The sequence below is a fragment of the Amycolatopsis vancoresmycina genome, from assembly GCF_000716785.1.
In the GTDB taxonomy this organism is placed as follows: Bacteria; Actinomycetota; Actinomycetes; order Mycobacteriales; family Pseudonocardiaceae; genus Amycolatopsis; species Amycolatopsis vancoresmycina.
Window position 1 is genome coordinate 178,400 of the sequence record NZ_JNYY01000012.1, and the last position, 17,603, is coordinate 196,002.

Here is a 17,603-nt window from a genome sequence, read left to right on the forward strand (position 1 = left end):
GCTCAGGCGGCCATTTCCGCCGAGACGAACCGGGCCAGCGACCCCACCGACTCGAAGTGGCTCATTTCCAGGTTCTCCGCGTCGAATTCGATGCCCAGCGCCTCTTCCAGCTGCATCAGCAGCTCCAGCACCCCGGTGGAGTCGAGGCCGGCGTCCGCGAGCCGGGTCTCCGGGCCGAGGTCGGGCACCTCCGTCTCCAGCACGGACTCGAGTGCGGCGCAGATGCCCGCGACGACCCGGTCGTCCAGGACCTCCGCCGAAGCAGCCACGGTTTCCGTCACAGTGCTCACCATTCCCTTCGTCAAGACAGCAGTCGTTACCCACGAGCCCAGTACCGGGCTCGAGTTCTTCTTCGGGGTATTGCGTTCTTCAGCCCGCCACGACCCGGTCCAGCAGGGCGAGGCCGCGCGCTTCGCGCCGCCGCAGTCCCCGGGACGTGCGCAGCGGGTCCCAGCCCGGCTCGCGGTCCGGGAGCAGCTCGGGATTCCCGGCCGGGCCCTCCGCGAGGACCGGGCGGCCGAGGATCGTCGACGCACACTGCGCGCCCCCGGTGGCGCAGCCGACGATGCCGCCCCCGTGCAAGATGCTCTGGCCGGTCAGGTAGAGACCGTCGACCCCCGAACCGATATCGGGTCGTTGCCCGACGCGGCCCCAGGTCTGCAGGCCGTACGCCGTGCCCCCGGTCGAAAGCGTGTAGCGCTCTTGGGTCAGCGGCGTCGACGTCTCGACGTGCACCATGTTCGCGCGGAACGGCCCGATCGCCGCCTCGGCCAGGTCCAGCATCTGCTCGGTCAGCCGGTCCTTGGCGCCGACGTAGGCCGGCTCGCGCCGGTAGCGGGCCCCGTGCGCCGGGCCGTCGGTGAGGCCCCACGGCGCGTACCCGGGCGGGCAGGCGGTCATGATCTGGAAGTTCGTGTGCCCCGGCGGGCACGCCGCGCCCGGCACCGGATCCTTGAGGGAAGCGAAGGACAGGAACGCGAACGGCAGTTCGTCGAGGCTGCCCGACTCCACCTTCGCGTAGGCGGCGTCGACGTCTTCGCCCGGCCAGTACCAGATGTTCGCGCTGGGCAACGGAAGTTCCCGGTCGAGCGCGACGTAGCAGACCGCCAGCGGCAGGCGCATGGTCGCCGTCTCGGCGCGGGACACCACCGGCTCGGGCAGGTTTTCCCGGCCACCGCACAGTTCCAGGACCGTGCGGCAGTAGTCCGCATTGGACACGACGATCGGCGCGCGGTGGACCGTGCCGTCGGTCAGCCGGACCCCGGCGGCCGTGCCGCCTTCGATCAGGATCCGGTCGACCCGGGTGCGGGTCAGCAGCGTGCCGCCGTGGGACTCCAGCAGCTCGACGAAGGACGCGGCGAGCACCTGGCCGCCGCCCTCCGGGTAGTAGGCGCCGCGCAGGTAGTCGTCGAGCATCATCGTGTGCGCGACGACGAGCGTGCTCGCCGGGGCCGAGCCGTAGTTGCCGGACTGGGCGGCCAGCACCGTGCGCGCCCGGGCCGACAGGCCGCAGTGGTCGAACAGCTGGGCCAGCGTCCGGCGGCTCCAGCGCAGCATCACGGCCGGCACCTTCGCGCCCGGGCCCGCCGCGAAGGCGGACTGGCGGCACGCCTGCGCGACGGCGGCGCAGATCCCGATGTAGCGGGTGATGCCCTCGGCCTCCGCGGGCAGCGCGGCCCGCAGCCGGTCGGCGTAGCGGTCCCACCCCGCCGGCACGTCCACCGTGACGCTCGGCAGCACGATCCGGTCGAACCCGTCGGGGTCCATCGGGTGGAAGCGCACCCGGTCGCCGAGGCCGAGCCCGGACAGCACCCGCGGCAGCAGGCCGTCCGGCCCGCAGTCGCCGAGGTAGTGCACCCCGACGTCGAACTGGTAGGCCCGCCGCCGCCGGAACACGTGGCTGTTGCCGCCCGCGACGTCGTGCTGCTCCAGCACGAGCACCCGCATCCCGGCGGCGACCAGGTACCCGGCGCACACGAGGCCGCCGATCCCGGATCCCACCACGATGGCGTCCCAGCGACCGGCGGCCTTCTCTTCGGTGTCCACGCCCCGACGCTATGCCGGAGCGGTGACCTCGGGCTGACCGCGCGCTGACAATCCGGGGGAGAGCTCGTCAGCGCGTCACTGGGGTACCCGGCCCGCCCGAGGTCACCTATTCAGGGGCGAGCGTCGAAGGCGACGGCCTGGTGCGCAACGTGAACCAGGCCGTCGCACAGGTGGCCACCACCGTCAGCACGACGGCCAGCCCGAGTATCACCAGGTATATCCACAACGGACCGGACGGGACGGGGCTGTCCGACACCGCCGCGCTGAACGGCACCAGCATCGACGCCGCGACCAGGGTGCCGAGGAAAACCCCGATGGCGGCCACGATCCCGGCCTCCACGGCCATCATGCGCAGCACCTGGCCGCGGGTCGACCCGATGAGCCGCTGCAGCCCGAACTCCCGCCGCCGGTCCGCCGTCGCCATCACCAGGGTGTTCACCGTGGAAATGGCGGCGTACACGAGCAGGAGCCCGACGATCAGGTAGTTGACCCAGGCATTGGCCTGGACCTCCGCGACGAACGCCTTGGTGAGCGCCTCCCGGCCGGCCACCTGCACCCCGTCCGCTCCCCCGACCTGGCTGCGCAACCCCGCGAGCAGCTCGGCTTCCCCGGTACCCGGCTTCGCCATGACGAGGATCCGGTCGGGTGCGCCCGCCGCGGTGTGCGGGGCCAGGGTTTCGGCGGGCATCAGCGCGGAGGCCGACGCCGCCGTAGTTCGCAGCGTCGCGACAACGTCCAGGGTCGCCAGGGAGCCGTCGCCCAGCCGCATCACGATCTTGGCGCCCACGCCGACCCCGAGCCGCTGCGCGAGGTCGGCCGGCAGGGCGATCGTGGTGCCGTGCAGGTCGTCGAGCTTCCCGGTGGCGACGATGCTCCCCCACGCCTGCGCGATGCCGTCCGCGGTGACGCCGGTGAGGTCCACACCGTCCTCGTCCTGCGTCGAGTCCGACGGCTTTTCGTTGTACCCCTTGCTCGTCACGAACGCCGTCGCCCCGCCGACCCCGGGGGCCTGCTGCACCTTGGCGACCAGATCCGGGGGCAGGTCGCCGGTCGCCGACGTCACCACGGCGTCGGCCAGCAGCGAGTCGGAGTACTGCTTCTCCGCGACCGCCACCTCGGTGGTCTGGAAGTACAGCATGAAGATCGCCAGGCCGGTGGCGAGCATGATCGGCGTGACGGCACCGGCCATCGGCATCCAGCGGGCCCGCGCGTTCAGCGAGGCCAGGTAGCCGGGCAGGCCGCCGAGGGCGCGGATCGGCCGGCGCACCACCCCGACCAGCAGGCGGGTGAGGCCGGGGGCGAACAGCGCCACCGCGGTCGCCACCAGCGTCACGGCCGGGCCGGCCGTGCTCGCCGCGAGCGGGCCGTCGACCACCGTGATCGTCAGGTAGGCCAGGGCCACCGCGCCGATCAGGCTCGACACGCCGAGCCACAACCGCGTCGGCGTCAGCCAGCGGGTGGGGATCGCCGTCTCCCGCATGGCTTCCACGGGCCGGGTGCGGCCGGCGTACCGGGCGGCGACGAACGCGGCACCCCACGCCGAGCTCAGGCCGACGACCGCGGCCGCGACGACCGGGTAGAAGCCCTGCTCGAACTTGAGCACCGGCTGGATCACGCCGAACCCGGTCAGCCGCCCGAAGAGCCAGTCGCCGAGCAGCATGCCGGGGACGATCGCCAGCGCGGTGCCCAGCGCGCCGATGATCATCGACTCGCCGGTGATCATCCGGCTCAGCTGGCGCGGGGTCGCGCCGATCGCCCGCAGCATCGCCACTTCGCGGCGGCGCTGCTGCACCGAAAGCGTCAGCGTGCTCGCGACGACGAACATGGCGACCTGCGCGGCGAGGCCGCCGAACACGGCGGCGAGGATGATCAGCAGCTCGCCGTCGCCTGCCGCCCTGGCGAACTCGGCGGAGCCGCGGGCGTCTCCGGTCAGCGTCACCGCGTGCCGGTCGTGCACCGCGGTCGCGATCTGCGCGCTGACGGCGGTCACGTCGGCGCCGGGCGCGAGCTGCACGCCGAAGGCGTCGACCTGCCCGGCCGCGGAACGCAGCCCGCCGGCCTCGGCCGGTGAGAAGAACACCGCGTCGCCCGCCATCCGGCGGCCGGCGTCGGCGATGCCGGTGACCAGGTAGGAGTGGACGCCGCCGCGGACGGCGATGTCGGTCTTGCTGCCGGCGTGCGCGCCGATCCGCCCGGCGGTGGCACTGTCGAGCACCACTTCGCCTTCGCGGATCGGGGCCACGCCGTCGGTCAGCCGGTAGGGCGCCAGTTCCGCGGAAACCCAGCTGTGGCCGGCCTGCGTGCCGGGCACGGACGACCCGCCGGTGTCGGCGAGCACGTCGGCGTGGAAGGAGACGTCCGGGACCACGTGGGCGACGCCGGGGACCCCGCTGATCGTGGCCGCCAGGCCTTCGTCGAGCCGGACGCGTTCGGACAGGGTCGCGGTTTCGTGGTCGGCGTCTTCGCCGTGGCCGACCGCAGGCAGGTCGTAGGACTGGTTGCCGGCCACCACGATCGGCGCGGCGGCCAGCCGCTGCGGCGGGATCACGGTCCGGATGCCGGTTTCCATCAGGCCGCCGCAGGCGAGCATGACGGCGGTGCCGACGAACACCGAGACGAGGGTGGCGATGAAACCGCCGGTGCGGTAGCGCAGGGTGCGCAGGACGAGGGCCAGCATCAGCGCGTCAGCTCACTCAGCCAGGGTCCCTCCGGGGACCGTTGTTCGGTACGGGCGACCAGCGCGGTCATCCGGCGGGCCACCTCGTCGGGGTTCGGCTGCCGCAGCTCGTCGACGACACGGCCGTCGGCGAGGAACAGCACGCGGTCGGCGTAGGAGGCGGCGACCGGGTCGTGGGTGACCATCACGATGGTCTGCCGGGACACGTTCGTCGCGTCCCGCAGCAGGGAAAGGACTTCCTGCGCGGACCGGGTGTCCAGGGCCCCGGTCGGCTCGTCGGCGAAGATGACCTCGGGGTGGGTGACCAGCGCCCGGGCGATCGCCACCCGCTGCTGCTGCCCGCCGGACAGTTCCGACGGGCGGTGGTGGCGCCGCTTGCCGAGCCCGACTTGCTCGATGACGCGGCGCACGAACGCCGGGTCGGCCCGCCGTCCCGCCAGCCGCAGCGGCAGCGTCACGTTCTGCTCGACGTCGAGCGCGGGCAGCAGGTTGAAGGCCTGGAACACGAACCCGATCCGGTCGCGCCGCAGCTTGGTCAGCTCGACCTCGCGCATCACGCTCAGGTCCGTGCCGCCGAGGGTGACCGTGCCGGACGTCGGCTTGTCGAGCCCGGCCGCGCAGTGCAGCAGCGTGCTCTTGCCCGACCCCGACGGCCCCATCACGGCGGTGAACGTGCCGCGGGCGAAACCCGCCGTCACGTCGTCGAGGGCGAGGACCTGGGCCCGGTCCTTGCCGTACGCCTTGCGTACGGACAGCAGCCGCACGACTTCGACCGTGTCGCCTTGCTGGTACATCTGCGGCTCCCCTGGCGTGCCTTCGCGTTCTCGGTGCTTTTACGGCGACCACGTTACGAAGCCGCGGCGCGGTTTCCGAGGGTGCTAGGGAGCGGACTTATGCGGGGGTTAGCACTACCGCGGAGAACGGGCCTGCCTGCGCATAATGGGCGCCATGACTAGCGGAAGCCCGGTGGCCGGCATGGCGCGGTCGCTGGTGCGCGACGGCGGACTGGCGACCCTGCGAGGCGGCGCGCTCGCCGTGGTGGCGGTGACCGAACTGGTGATGTTCGTCGTCGTGGTCACCGCCGGTTCGCTGCTCGGCGTGGGTGTCGGGCTGTTCGTGCTGCCCCCGGCCGTGCTGCTGATGCGGCACCTGACCAACGGCGTGCGTTCGTCCGCCCACGTGTGGTCGGGCGTGCGCATCCCGGAGCCGTACCTGCCGGAACCGGCCGGCGGCAGCTCGCCGCTGCGCCGCTGCCACCACCTGCTCGGCGACCGCGCGAACTGGCGGGACGTGCTGTGGCTGCTGGTGGACAGCTGCCTCGGCATGCTGCTCACCCTCACGCCGCTGCTGCTGGTCCTGCACGGCCTGCGCGGGCTCGCGATGCCGTTCCTGGTCGGTACCGACGCGGCCGACTGGCTGGGCAGCTGGTACGTCGTGCTCCCGGTGGACGACCAGCCGACGGCCTGGTTCGCGGCCATCCTCGGCCTCGCCCACTTCCCGCTCGCCCTGTGGAGCGCGCCCCACCTGCTGCGGCTGCACGCGAAGCTGGCGGCCACGCTGCTGTCGCCGACCGAGGTGACCCGGCTGACGAACCGCGTGCAGCACCTGGCGGAGAGCCGCGACGACGCGGTGGGTTCCCAGGCGAGCGAGCTGCGCCGCATCGAGCGCGACCTGCACGACGGTGCGCAGACCCACCTCGTGGCGATGGGGATGACGCTCGACGCCGCGATGCGCGTGCTAGATTCCCACCCCGAAGCCGCGCGGTCCTTGATGGACGAAGCGAAGAACAGCTCGGCGAAAGCGTTGCAGCAGTTGCGCGACCTGGTCCGCGGCATCCAGCCCCCGGTGCTGGTCGACCGCGGCATCGCGGACGCGATCCGCACGCTGGCGCTGGAAAACCCGCTGCAGATCGCGACCACGATCGACCTGCCCGGCCGCCCGTCGCTGGCGGTCGAGACGGCGGCGTACTTTGCGGTGTCCGAGGTGCTGAACAACGCGATGAAGCACTCGGGAGCCCAGACGGGCGAGATCAACGTCCACCACGAGTCCGGCCGGCTGGTGATCAACGTCAGCGACAACGGCTGCGGCGGCGCGAACACGGAGAACGGCACGGGCCTGCGCGGCATCGAAAAGCGGCTGGCCCCGCTCGACGGGTTCATCACGATCCTCAGCCCGCTGGGCGGGCCGACGATGGTGACGATCGAGATCCCCTGCGCCCTCGAGCGCTGAGCTACCGCCGCTTCCCCCACCGCTCGTCAGCGGGTTCCTCGCCCCGCCGCACCGCCTCGAGGTAGGCCCGATCGGTCGCGAAGCGGGCCGCCACCTCGGGGCCCCGGGCCACCGCACCGTGACCCGGAACGAGGACATCCGCCTGCCGGGCCGCCTCTTCCAGCCGGTCGAGGGCCGCCGGATACGCCTCTTCCTGCCCGTCACGGCGGGGGTCCAGCAGCGGGATCAGGACGTCGGAAAGCATGTCGCCGACGATCAGCACACCCCGGTCCGCCAGCAGGATCGCCGCGTGGCCGACGGCGTGCGCGTCGTGCTCGATGAGCTCGCCCGGCAACGGTCCGCCGTCCGCCGGCAGCGGGGTGACGAGCGCGACCAGGTCGCGCGGGACGTCCGGGGCGGTCTCCACCGCCATCGCCTGCGCACGCTCACGGGCTTCCGTGGCCACCGCCGCACAGGCCGCCGTCGCGTAGCGGGGGACGTCGCCGAATCGGGGGTGCCAGAGCAGGTGGTCGAAGTGCGGGTGGGTCGAGAAGCCGGCCACCACGGGGATCCCGAGCCGGTCGACGTCGTCGGCGAGCCGGTCGAGCTCGGCGCCGGTGATCCCGGGATCCACCAGGACCAGCCCGGCGTCCGCGCGCACGACGATGCTGTTGCTCCAGACCCACTCGCTCTGCCGGACCCAAACGCCGTCGGCCACCTCGTTCAGCATCGGGACACCCTAATGCTTGAGGTAGGCCAGCACCGCCAGTACACGCCGGTTCGCGTCTTCGGACTGCGGCAGGTTCAGCTTCGCCAGGATGTTGTTGATGTGCTTGGAAACGGCCTTCTCCGAAACCACCAGCACGCCCGCGATGTTGCTGTTGGACCGGCCCTCCGCCATCAGCTTGAGCACCTCGCGCTCGCGGGCGGTCAGCCGCTCCAGGCGGTCGTCGCGGGTGTTGTGGGTCAGCAGGCGGGTCACCACGTCCGGGTCCATCACCGTGCCGCCCGCCGCGACCTGGCGGACCGCGTCGACGAACTGGTCGCCGTGGAACACGCGGTCCTTCAGGAGGTAGCCCACCGAGCCCTCGCCGTCGGCGAGGAGTTCGTCGGCGTACAGGCGTTCCACGTACTGCGAAAGGACCAGCACCGGGAAGCCCTGCCGCCGGCGCCGGGCTTCGATCGCCGCGCGCAGGCCCTCGTCGGTGAACGACGGGGGCAGGCGGATGTCCACGATCGCGATGTCCGGCCGCTCGCGCAGCATCGCCTCCAGCAGGTCCGGTCCGTTGTCCACGGCCGCGCTGACCTCGAAGTCGTGCGCCTCGAGCAGCCGCACCAGCCCGTCGCGGAGCAGGAACTGGTCCTCGCCGATGACCACGCGCACTTGTCCGTCCCCCGCCCTGAGCCCGTTGACGACCACCATCATAGGGCCCGGTCAGGCGGGCCCGGCCACCACGCAGACACCCAGCGCGCGGTGGTGCGGGTCGTAGTCGGCCAGCAGGAGCGGGCCCGCGGTGCCGCCGGCGAGCGGCGCCCACAGTCCCGTGCACGGGTACTCCGCCGGCGCGACGGCCGCGCCCGGCCACGCCCCCGTGCGGGCGAGCCCGTGGCCGACGACGGCGGTGCCCGGCGCCCGGAACCCGGCCACCGCCGCGGGCGCCACCCCCGGCACGACACCGGCGCGGACCGGGCGGTCGCCGCCGGGCTCGAAGAGCAGCGCCGTGGCGGCGTCGCCGAGGTGTTCCGGGGTGTCGTACGGCGTGCCGCCCTGGTCCATGCTCAGGACGAGCACGCGCCGGAAACCGTGCCGCTGCACGTAGGAAGCCGCGATCCGCAGGGCGCTGAACGGCGCCAGGGCACCCTGCCCGGACACGGCGAACACCAGCGGCCCGCCGGGGAGCACGGCCGTGAGGTTCACCGGCGCCGACAGCCGCGGGTCGAACTCGGGCGCCGCGTGCGCGACGATCGCGAGGTCGATCGGCTCGCCGGACAGCTGCCCGGCGAGCAGGTCCCGCGCCATCGCGAGGAAGGTGTTGCCCCGGGCCCGCGTCACCCGGCTGGGGCGGAAGCCGATGTCGTGCCCGCGGCTGAGGTCGGCGAAGTAGTGGTGCAGCTCGGGGACGTCGATTTCCCGGTCCCCCGGCCCGAACTCGCGCCGGAGCGCCAGCGCCAGCGGCAGCGGGAACGGCGGCAGCCCGGCCGGTGGCGCGGCGGCCGGGACCGGTGCGGCGGCACGGTACATCGCCTAGCGCTCCGCGCCCGCTGCGGCCAGCGGGGCGAACTCGTGCAGGTGCTGGCGGCGCAGCAGGTCCGCCGGCTCGTCGCGGTCGCTGACCAGGTGCGCCCGCCCGCCGTAGACCAGCACTTCGGCCGGGTAGCCGTGGCTGAGGAACAGCACCGGGGACGCCGTCGGCCCGTACGCACCGGACCGGGTGACGCCGATGAGGTCGCCACTGCGCACCGGCGGCAGCGCGGCCTTCTTGGCGAGCACGTCGTTGGGCGTGCACAGCGGCCCGGTCACCTGCCAGGTTTCGGTGGCGGGCTCGCCGATCCGGTTGAGCAGCCGGATCGGGAAGTCGCGCTTGACGTAGGACCCGATGCCGACCGCCGCCATGTGGTGGTTGGTCCCGCCGTCGGCGACGGCGAAGTTCTGCCCCATCGAGGTCTTGGTGTACCGGACGCGGACGACGTAGGTACCGGACGTGGCAGTGAGGTACCGGCCGAGTTCCATCACCAGCCGGGTCGCCGGGTGCCGCTGCGCGAACTCGTCGATCACCGGGTTGAGCATCGCGGCCAGCCGGTCCCGGTCGAGGTCGGTCTCGCCGTCGAAGTACGCGACGCCGAGGCCGCCGCCGACGTCGACCATTTCGAGCGGGAACCCGATCTGCCGCGAAACCCGTTCGGCGAGCTCGAAGATCCGCCGCGTGTTCTCGACGATCGGTTCCTCGTCGAGGATCCGCGTTCCCATGTAGACCTGCACGCCCATCAGCCGCAGGTTCGGGTGCTGCTCGACGAGCCCGGCCGACGCGAGCAGCTGCTCTTCGTCGATCCCGAACTGGCGTGGCTTGCCGCCCATGGTGAGTCCCGAACCCTTGACCGCGAAACTCGGGTTCACGCGCAGCGCGACCCGCGCTTCGACGCCCCGCTCGCGCGCGAGGTCGTCGAGGAGCCGGAGTTCGCCGAACGATTCGCAGACGACGGTGTAGACCCCCTCGTCGAGGCAGGCCGCCAGTTCCGACGCGCTCTTGCCCGGCCCCAGGAAGATGATGTCGCTGCCGGCGACCCCGGCGCGGCGGGCGGTGATCAGCTCGGCCATCGACGAGACCTCGGCCCGCGCGCCGTGGGCGTGCAGCAGGCCGCAGACCGAGATGTTCGGATTGGACTTGAGGCTGTAGAAGATCTCCAGCCGCGGGTGCAGCCGCTCGCGCAGCGCGGTCAGCCGGCCGCCCAGCTCGTCGCCGTCGTAGACGAACAGCGGTGTGCCGTAACGCTCCGCGAGTTCGGTGATGCCGATACCCTGGATCTCGAACTCGACACTCATGAAGCGCTCCTCATTTCCGGAAGACCATGGCGGAAAAGGTCGACCCGAGGCCGACCGAAATCATCAAGTAGCAGGACCCGGGCGCCAGCAGGCCCAAGCCGTTCGCGGTGTGGTGGTTGAGGAACGGGTCGGCGCAGAAGCTGTGCCCGGTCGTCCCGACGTTGTCGAGGAAGATGCGGCTGCGCGGGATGCCCAGCGCCCCGCTCGCGCGGACCCACGAGATCTTGTTGACGTTGTGCGGCAGCACCATCGCGATGTCGTCGACGGTCAGCCCGGCCACCGCGATGGCTTCACGCGCGACGTCCGCCACCGCGCCGGGGTAGATGCGCCGGAACTCCGCGGCCTGCTCGTCGTCGAGGATGACCTCGCCGCCCGGGCCGCCGAGCGTGGTGGTGGCGTAGCCGAGCATCGTGTCCTGCCCGGCGCCCGGTCCGACGAGGACCGCCGCCGTCGCCTCGCCCATGATCGCGACGTCGGGGATCACCTGCGCGGAGTGCGTGAACGCCTTTTCGCCGGTGAGGACCAGCGCGAGCGCGTCGGGATCGCCGTCGGCGGCCAGCAGCGTGCCGCACAGGTCGATCGCGAGCAGCCCGGAGGCGCAGGCGTGGTCGGTGACGGTGAACATCGTCGCGTGGTCGAGGCCGAGTGCCGCCCGCACCCCGAGCATGGGGTTCACGGGGTACGGGCTGGCGGCCGGCATCGTCTTGGCGCGCACAACGTAGCGGACGCGTTCCTCTTGGCCGGCCAGGAAGTCGAGCTTGCTGACCGCGCCGAGCAGCATGTCCGCTTCGGACTCGTTCGACCGGCAGACCTCGGACAGGCCGTACATCCGGCGGAAGCGCCGCAGCTGCGTGGCCGACAGCCCCAGCTCGTCCTGCAGCGATTCGATCGGGACGGTCGTGGGCACGTAGGCGGACACCGCCACCAGCGAAGTCATCGCGCCGTCACCCTCCCGGTTCTCCCCGATCGTGCTTGCCCGGCAAGAATCGCGGCGGACGCTGACGGCGCACTGACGACCTGCTGACCCGGTGCTCAGACCTCGGCGTTGAGCCGGTTGCGGGGCACCGACGTCTCCGCCAGCGCGGCCAGCGCTTCGGCCTCGGCGGCGTCGTCTTCGAGGTCACGCGCCAGCTTCACGGCTCGCCCGTGGTGGACCACGGCTGCCTCGTGGTGGCCGAGCGCGGCGTGCACCCGGCCCAACGCCGTGGTGGCCATGCGTTCCCACCAGCGGTCACCGGTTTCCTGCGTCAGCGTGACGGCCTGGCGGAGGCAGTTCGCCGCCTCCGCCAGGTCGCCTTCGGCGTGGCGGACCATGCCGAGCCCGGTCAGCGCCATGCTTTCGCCCCAGCGGTCGCCCGCCGCGCGGGCGTATTCCAGGCCGCGTTCGAGGTGGCGGCGCGCGTGCCGGGGCGCGCTCGAAAAGCCCAGCCCGATGGCGGCGAGCGCTTCGCCCCAGCGGTCGCCGACCCGGTGGGCCAGGTCCAGGCCGCGCTGGAAGTCCGCGGCGCTCTCGGCCCGGCGGCCGGCGTGGTAGTGCAGGTCGCCGAGACCGACCAGCGCCCGGGCTTCGCCGCAGGGGTCGCCGGCCGCGCGGTACAGCTCGACCGCGCGGCGGTGGTGTTCGAGGGCTTCCTCGTGGCGGCCGCCGCGGGCGTGGATGAAGCCGAGGTGGTTGTGGGTCTTGGCCTGGCCCCACTCGTCGCCGTTCGCGCGGTCGAGGGCGAGGGCGTGGTGGTGCTGGCCGACCGCCTCGGCGAAGTCGCCGCTGCGCCAGTGGCCGAGGCCCAGGTTCTTGCGGATCTCCGCTTCCGCCGCCGGGTCGCCCAGCGCCCGGACGACCCGCAGGGCGAGCCGGTGGGTCCGGAGCCAGTCGTCGACGTGCCCGCGGACGAAGTAGAACCGCCACAGGGTCTGGACCAGCTGCCAGCAGTGCCGCGGGCGGTCCCGGTCCGCGGCCGCCGCGGCGACGGCGGCGAGGTTCGCCCGCTCGGCCGCCAGCCAGGCGAGCGCCTCGGCCTCGGTGGCGAACCGCGGCGGCGCCGCCGGGGGTGTCCCGGCGAGCGGAAACCGCTTTCTGGTCGGTTCCAGCGCATCCGCGGCCTGCCCGGCGACGTGCAGGTAGTAGTCGAACATCCGGCTCGCCGCCGCTTCCCGTGGCGCGGCGGCGCCGGTGCGGCCGGTGGCGCGGGCGTGGTCGCGGATCAGGTCGTGGAAGCGGTAGCGCCCGAGCGCCGGTTGCGCGAGCAGGTGGACGTCGACGAGGTCTTCGAGCAGCCGCTCGGTGCCGTGCGGGTCGCGGCCGGCGATCGCCGCGGCGGCGAAGGCGTCGACGTCGGTGCCGGGGAATTCGCCGAGCAGCCGGAACAGCCGCTGCTGCGGCTCGGTGAGCTGGCGGTAGGACAGCGTGAACGCCGCGCCGACGCTGCGGTCGCCGGTGCTCAGCTCGGCCAGCCGCCGGTGTTCGTCGCGCAGCAGGCCGGCCAGGTGCCGGACTGTCCACAGCGGACGGTCGCGGAGCCGGGCGGCGGCGATGCGCAGCGCGAGCGGCAGGTGGCCGCACAGGCCGGCGATCTCGCCGAGCGCCCGGTCCTGCCCGGCGGTGCGGTCCGGGCCGGCGACCCGGGTGAGCAGCTGCGCGGCCTCGGCCGGCGCGAGGACGTCCAGCGACAGCGTGGTGACCGTGTCGATGCTCGTCAGCCGGGTCCGGCTGGTGATCAGCACGAGCGAGCCGGGGCCGCCGGGCAGCAGCGGGCGGACCTGGGCGGCGCCGGCCGCGTCGTCGAGCACCACCAGGGCGGTGCGGCCGACCAGCAGCGACCGCCAGAGCGCGGCGCGCTGGTCGAGCCGGTCCGGGATCCGGGCGCCGTCCACGCCGAGCTGCCGCAGCAGCGAGTCGAGCGCGGCCGCCGGGGCCAGCGGGCCTTCCGCGCCGTGGGCGTGCAGGTCGGCGAACAGCTGCCCGTCCGGGAACCGGTCGGCGAACCGGTGGCCGAGGTGGACGGCCAGCGCGGTCTTGCCGACCCCGGCCATCCCGCAGATCCCGTAGACGGCGGTCCCGCCGGTCAGCCGGACGGTCTCGGCCACGCGGCCGACGAAGTGGTCGACGTCGCGCGGCAGGTAGTTGCTGCTGCCGAAGGGCTGCCCCGCGGCGGGCACCTCCTGGCGCAGGACGTGCAGCTGGGCCGCGCGGACCTCGGGCCCGGGTTCGATGCCGAGTTCGGTGGCCAGGCGCGAGTGCAGGGCGTCGAACAGCGCGAGCGCGTCGGCCTGCCTGCCGCTGCCGGCGAGCGCGACCATCAGCCGCGCGTGCAGTCCCTCGTGCATCGGCTCGTCGTCGCGCACGGTCTCCAGCTGCGCGACGACCTCCTCGTGCCGGCCGAGGGAAATCCCCGCGTCGGCGAAGGCGAGGGCGGCCGAGAGCCGTCGGCGCGAGAGGGCGGCCACGGCGGGGTGGTGGTGCAGCGCGCTGTGGTCGGCGAGCACCGGGCCGCGCCAGCAGGCCATCGCCTCGCCGAGCGCGCGGAAGGCGTGCTCGCGGTCGCCCGCCGCCCTGGCCTCCTCGACGAGCGTGTCGAAGCGCAGGACGTCGAGCTGCTCCGGCACGCCTTCGAGCCGGTAGCCGCCGTGCCCGGTGGCCGTCAGCCGCAGCTGCGGGTGCAGCAGCGCGCGCAACCGGCGCACCGAGCTGCCGATCAGGTCGAGGTGCGACCGCGGCGGACGGCTGCCCCAGAGGACGTCGACGATGTCGTCCACGCCGACCGGCCGGTTCGGCTGCAGGGCGAGCAGCCCGAGCAGGCGCGCCCACCGGGTGTCGCCGAGGTGCTGCTGTTCGCCGCCGGCTTCGACGAGCAGCGGCCCGAGGACACCGACCCGGGTGGTGGCCGGGGCCGGCGCACCCGGTCCCGGTTCGAGGGCGGCGACCAGCTGGCGGACCGACGCCGTCCGCGGCTTCCGGATCCGGCCCTGTTCGAGGTAGCGCACGGCACGCACGCTGACGCCCGCCCGCCGCGCGAGCTCGGCCTGCGTCAGGCCCAGCTCGGCCCGGCGGCGGCGGAGCAGCGCCGGAAACGGCTCCCCCGCCGCAGCGGTGTGATCGGTGTGCGGATGGCCTCCCCTGCCGGTGTCCACGCTTCGATTCTGCCAGCGCCGGAGCGCGCCCGCTGGCGATCCTCCCGGCGTCAGGCTTCGCCGAACGCCTTCAGCAGCAGGCGGTGCAGGGTCTCCTGTTCGCCCGGGCTCAGCCGGCCGAGCAGCTCACCGGTGACCGCGCTCGAGACCTCTTCGACGTGCTCGACCGTCGCCCGCCCGGCTCCGGTCAGCGTGAGCAGGTGCCGGCGGCGGTCCTCGGTGTCCCGTTCGCGCAGCACCCAGCCGGCGGCTTCGAGCCGGTCGAGCACCTTGACCAGGTCGCTGCGGTCCAGGCCGAGCCGGTCGGCGACGCGCTGCTGGGACAGCGGGCCGGATTCGCCGATGCAGACCAGGACGTAGAACTCGCGCAGGGACACCCCGGACCCGGCCAGCGCCGCGTCGATCCGGCCCACGCCGCTGCGGTGCAGGTGCCCCATCAGGTACGTGGGCCAGCGCAGCAGCGCGCGCGGGCGGTCGGGCGGCGGAACGGCCATGCCGGTGATCCTAGGTCAGGCACCGCGGGTTGGCACAATTGTAGGAGTCACCTACAGTATGAGGCATGAACGAAATTGCCCTCGTCACCGGAGCGAGCCGAGCCCAAGGTCTCGGGTTCGCCGTCGCCCGCGAGTTCGCCACCCGCGGCCACCACGTCGTCCTCGCCGGCCGCGACCTCGCCCGCACGCGCGCACTGGCCGAACAGCTCACCGCCGAAGGACTCCCGGCCGACGCCGTCCGGCTCGACGTCACCGTGGCGGCGGACATCGCGGCCGGCGCCGAATTCCTCCACACCCGCTTCGGCCGGCTCGACGTGCTGGTGAACAACGCCTCGACCATGCCGGACTTCACCGCGCTGTCCCTGCTCGACGCCGACCGGGCCGAAGCCCGCGCCGCCTACGACGTCGACGTCCTCGGCACACTGGCGCTCGTGCAGGCGTGCCTGCCGCTGCTGCGGGCCGCGCCCGCCGCGCGGATCGTCAACGTCTCCAGCGCCGCCGCCGGCCAGCTCACCGCCGGGACCGGCGGCGTCCGGGCGCCCGGCCACTCGCTGGCGAAGTACGCCCTCGACGCGCTCACCACGGCCCTCGCCGCCGAACTGCGCGAGAGCGGCATCGCGGTCACCGGCGTCGATCCCGGTTCGGTCGCCACCCACCCGGAGCGCGGCGACGACGCCGACGACCGCTCCCCCGCGGAAGCGGCCCTCGACGTCGTCGAAGCGGCCGGCGTCCCGATCAGTGCCGCCGGCCGAGCGCCTCTCGCTTGACGAACCCGATCACCCCGGTGGCGACGAACAGCACCGCGCCCACGATGATCAGCCAGAACAAGCCCTTCACCACGATGCCGAGCACGACGAGCACGGCCCACACGACGAGCAGGGCGACGAGGATTCCCATGGCGTTTCCCTTCCGGAACGGTCCGGCCGGGGAGTACCCCGCAGCCAGGCCGGCTACTCCGGCCGATCAGCGAACCCGCCGGTAGTCGCGCTCGCTCTCGACGTCGCCCTCGGGGGTGTGGACGACGTGGCTGACCCGGCGCTTCTTCGCCGCCTGGCGGCCCGCGAGGACGGCGTCGACGCGCCGCGGAGACGTGTTGGAGGCACGGGTGCCCCCTTCGACCCGGTTCTTCCACACGCCGCTTTCGTAGACGGTGTGCACGTCTCCCTCGGCCACCTTGCTCCTTCCCGCTTGCGCCGTTCGAGTACCGGCGGTTTGCCGTTCCCGCCCCCGGGTACTTCTCCGGGATGCGGCGTGAGGAGGCACGCGTGGACCACAAGCGGCACGCGCTGTGGTCGGCGGAACTCGTCCGCACCGGGGAGCACCTGGTCGTCGTGGTGACCGGCGAGCTGGACCTGAGCGCGCACCCCGCCTTCGGGGACCGGCTGCTGGAGCTGACCGCCGGAGTCGCGGACCCGGTCGTCGACCTCAGCGGGGTCCGCCTGCTCGCCGCGGCCGGCGTCCGGCAGCTGTACGTCGTGGCCGACGCCCTCGCGCAAACCGGACGGCGCCTGCGCGTGGTCACCGGCACCGGCCTCGTGCTGCGGGTCCTCCGGGCCGCGCAGGCGACGGACGTCCTCGAGACGTACGTGACCCTGGCCGCGGCCGGCGGCGCCGCGCGGCCGGGGCCCGCCGGACCCAGCGGCCTGCCCGAGCTCGAGCAGCTGCGCCTCGAGGTCACGGCCCTGCGGGCGAAGCTGGCCAGCCGGCCGGCGATCGCCCGCGCGCTCGGCGTGATCGAGGAGCGCTACCGGCTGAACGACATGGAGGAAGCCTTCCGGCTGCTGCGGTCGGCCTCCCAGGTGCACAACATCAAACTGGTGGTGCTGGCGAAAACCCTGGTGACGCTCCCCCGCCCGCACAGCCGGGCCTGGCTGATCGCCGCGCTCCAGCGCCCGGCACCGCGGCTGAGCTTCGCCGCCACCGACCGGCCGGGTACGACGCCCGCCACGATCCTGGAGCGCCTGGTCCGCCGGGCGCTGGCGGTCACCGGGGCGACGGCGGGGTACGCGCAGCTGCCGAACGAAACCGGCCTCCGCCTGGCCGCCCACCACGGGCTCGACAAGCTGTTCACCGGCGTGTTCGCCCGGATCGACGGCGAGCAGTCGACGTGCACCGCCGCGCTGGCCACCGGGGTCGCCGTGACGAGCACGAACATCGCCCTGGACCCGCTGTTCTCCCGCCCCGACACCCGCCGCGCGCTGCTCGGCGCCGGGTTCACCACGGCCAGGAGCGTTCCGCTCGCGTCGCCCGCGGTGGACTGCGTCGGCGTGCTGACCGTGTTGTCCCGGCAGGCGTTTCCGGCCCAGGTGCCGGAGGAGCTGGACTGCCTGTGCCGGGAGGCCGGCGCCTGGCTGCAGTGGCACCGCCACCACCAGGTGCTGACGGCGCTGCAGCACCTCCACGCCCAGGCGACCACCGCAACACCCGGGTGATTCGGCACGCAGGCGCCCGCCTGCGGTCGCGATCATCGAGACAGTCATCGTTCTCCCCGGGTCGGCGGTGCACCACC

Annotated in this window: 16 protein-coding genes; 3 read left to right on the plus strand and 13 right to left on the minus strand. The window is 73.4% G+C overall.

Annotation, left to right across the window (positions count from 1 at the left end):
* Positions 1–2: 2 nt before the first annotated feature.
* The 4 genes from OO60_RS27570 to OO60_RS27585 form a co-directional block, all read right to left on the minus strand.
* Positions 3–281 (minus strand): acyl carrier protein, encoded by a 279-nt coding sequence (locus tag OO60_RS27570; protein ID WP_240490748.1) that lies wholly within the window; start codon positions 279–281, stop codon positions 3–5.
* An 88-nt stretch (positions 282–369) separates the two neighbouring features.
* The gene (locus OO60_RS27575; RefSeq protein WP_003095624.1) at positions 370–2,046 is read right to left on the minus strand and encodes a phytoene desaturase family protein; all 1,677 of its coding nucleotides are present in this window, start codon (positions 2,044–2,046) and stop codon (positions 370–372) included.
* 106 nt (positions 2,047–2,152) lie between these two features.
* Entirely contained in the window at positions 2,153–4,723 is a 2,571-nt protein-coding gene (locus OO60_RS27580; protein ID WP_033262388.1) for an FtsX-like permease family protein, read from the minus strand.
* A complete protein-coding gene (locus OO60_RS27585; RefSeq protein ID WP_003095629.1) occupies positions 4,723–5,517 on the minus strand; it encodes an ABC transporter ATP-binding protein in 795 nt (264 codons plus the stop codon). Before OO60_RS27585 ends, OO60_RS27580 begins: the two co-directional genes overlap by 1 nt.
* A gap of 154 nt (positions 5,518–5,671) precedes the next feature.
* Between OO60_RS27585 and OO60_RS27590 the strand changes: the two genes are divergently transcribed.
* Entirely contained in the window at positions 5,672–6,952 is a 1,281-nt protein-coding gene (locus OO60_RS27590; RefSeq protein WP_240490749.1) for a sensor histidine kinase, read from the plus strand.
* Between the two features lies 1 nt (position 6,953).
* On the opposite strand, the gene OO60_RS27595 is transcribed toward OO60_RS27590, so the two are convergent.
* The 7 genes from OO60_RS27595 to OO60_RS27625 form a co-directional block, all read right to left on the minus strand.
* Complete coding sequence (locus OO60_RS27595; protein WP_003095633.1) at positions 6,954–7,661, minus strand: MBL fold metallo-hydrolase; 708 nt, start codon at positions 7,659–7,661, stop codon at positions 6,954–6,956.
* Positions 7,662–7,670: 9 nt separating this feature from the next.
* Positions 7,671–8,315, minus strand: coding sequence for a LuxR C-terminal-related transcriptional regulator (locus tag OO60_RS27600; protein WP_003095635.1), 645 nt, complete (start codon positions 8,313–8,315; stop codon positions 7,671–7,673).
* Positions 8,316–8,366: 51 nt separating this feature from the next.
* Positions 8,367–9,173, minus strand: coding sequence for a hypothetical protein (locus OO60_RS27605; RefSeq protein ID WP_033262389.1), 807 nt, complete (start codon positions 9,171–9,173; stop codon positions 8,367–8,369).
* Positions 9,174–9,176: 3 nt separating this feature from the next.
* The gene (locus tag OO60_RS27610; protein ID WP_033262390.1) at positions 9,177–10,472 is read right to left on the minus strand and encodes a type III PLP-dependent enzyme; all 1,296 of its coding nucleotides are present in this window, start codon (positions 10,470–10,472) and stop codon (positions 9,177–9,179) included.
* 10 nt (positions 10,473–10,482) lie between these two features.
* A complete protein-coding gene (locus OO60_RS27615; RefSeq protein ID WP_033262391.1) occupies positions 10,483–11,409 on the minus strand; it encodes a 3-oxoacyl-[acyl-carrier-protein] synthase III C-terminal domain-containing protein in 927 nt (308 codons plus the stop codon).
* A 95-nt stretch (positions 11,410–11,504) separates the two neighbouring features.
* Positions 11,505–14,600, minus strand: coding sequence for a BTAD domain-containing putative transcriptional regulator (locus OO60_RS27620; protein ID WP_033262392.1), 3,096 nt, complete (start codon positions 14,598–14,600; stop codon positions 11,505–11,507).
* A gap of 50 nt (positions 14,601–14,650) precedes the next feature.
* Entirely contained in the window at positions 14,651–15,094 is a 444-nt protein-coding gene (locus tag OO60_RS27625) for a MarR family winged helix-turn-helix transcriptional regulator (protein WP_003102307.1), read from the minus strand.
* 65 nt (positions 15,095–15,159) lie between these two features.
* On the opposite strand from OO60_RS27625, the gene OO60_RS27630 reads away from it, so the two are divergent.
* Positions 15,160–15,861 (plus strand): SDR family NAD(P)-dependent oxidoreductase, encoded by a 702-nt coding sequence (locus tag OO60_RS27630; protein WP_003102308.1) that lies wholly within the window; start codon positions 15,160–15,162, stop codon positions 15,859–15,861.
* Here the strand turns inward: OO60_RS27630 and OO60_RS47220 are convergent.
* Together OO60_RS47220 and OO60_RS27640 are read right to left on the minus strand one after the other, a co-directional pair.
* Positions 15,830–15,991, minus strand: a complete 162-nt coding sequence (locus OO60_RS47220) for a hypothetical protein (protein ID WP_003102310.1) — start codon at positions 15,989–15,991, stop codon at positions 15,830–15,832. The genes OO60_RS27630 and OO60_RS47220 overlap by 32 nt on opposite strands.
* Before the next feature lie 66 nt (positions 15,992–16,057).
* Complete coding sequence (locus tag OO60_RS27640) at positions 16,058–16,267, minus strand: DUF2188 domain-containing protein (protein ID WP_003102312.1); 210 nt, start codon at positions 16,265–16,267, stop codon at positions 16,058–16,060.
* Positions 16,268–16,359: 92 nt separating this feature from the next.
* Between OO60_RS27640 and OO60_RS27645 the strand changes: the two genes are divergently transcribed.
* Positions 16,360–17,526, plus strand: a complete 1,167-nt coding sequence (locus tag OO60_RS27645) for an ANTAR domain-containing protein (protein WP_003102313.1) — start codon at positions 16,360–16,362, stop codon at positions 17,524–17,526.
* Positions 17,527–17,603: the final 77 nt, after the last annotated feature.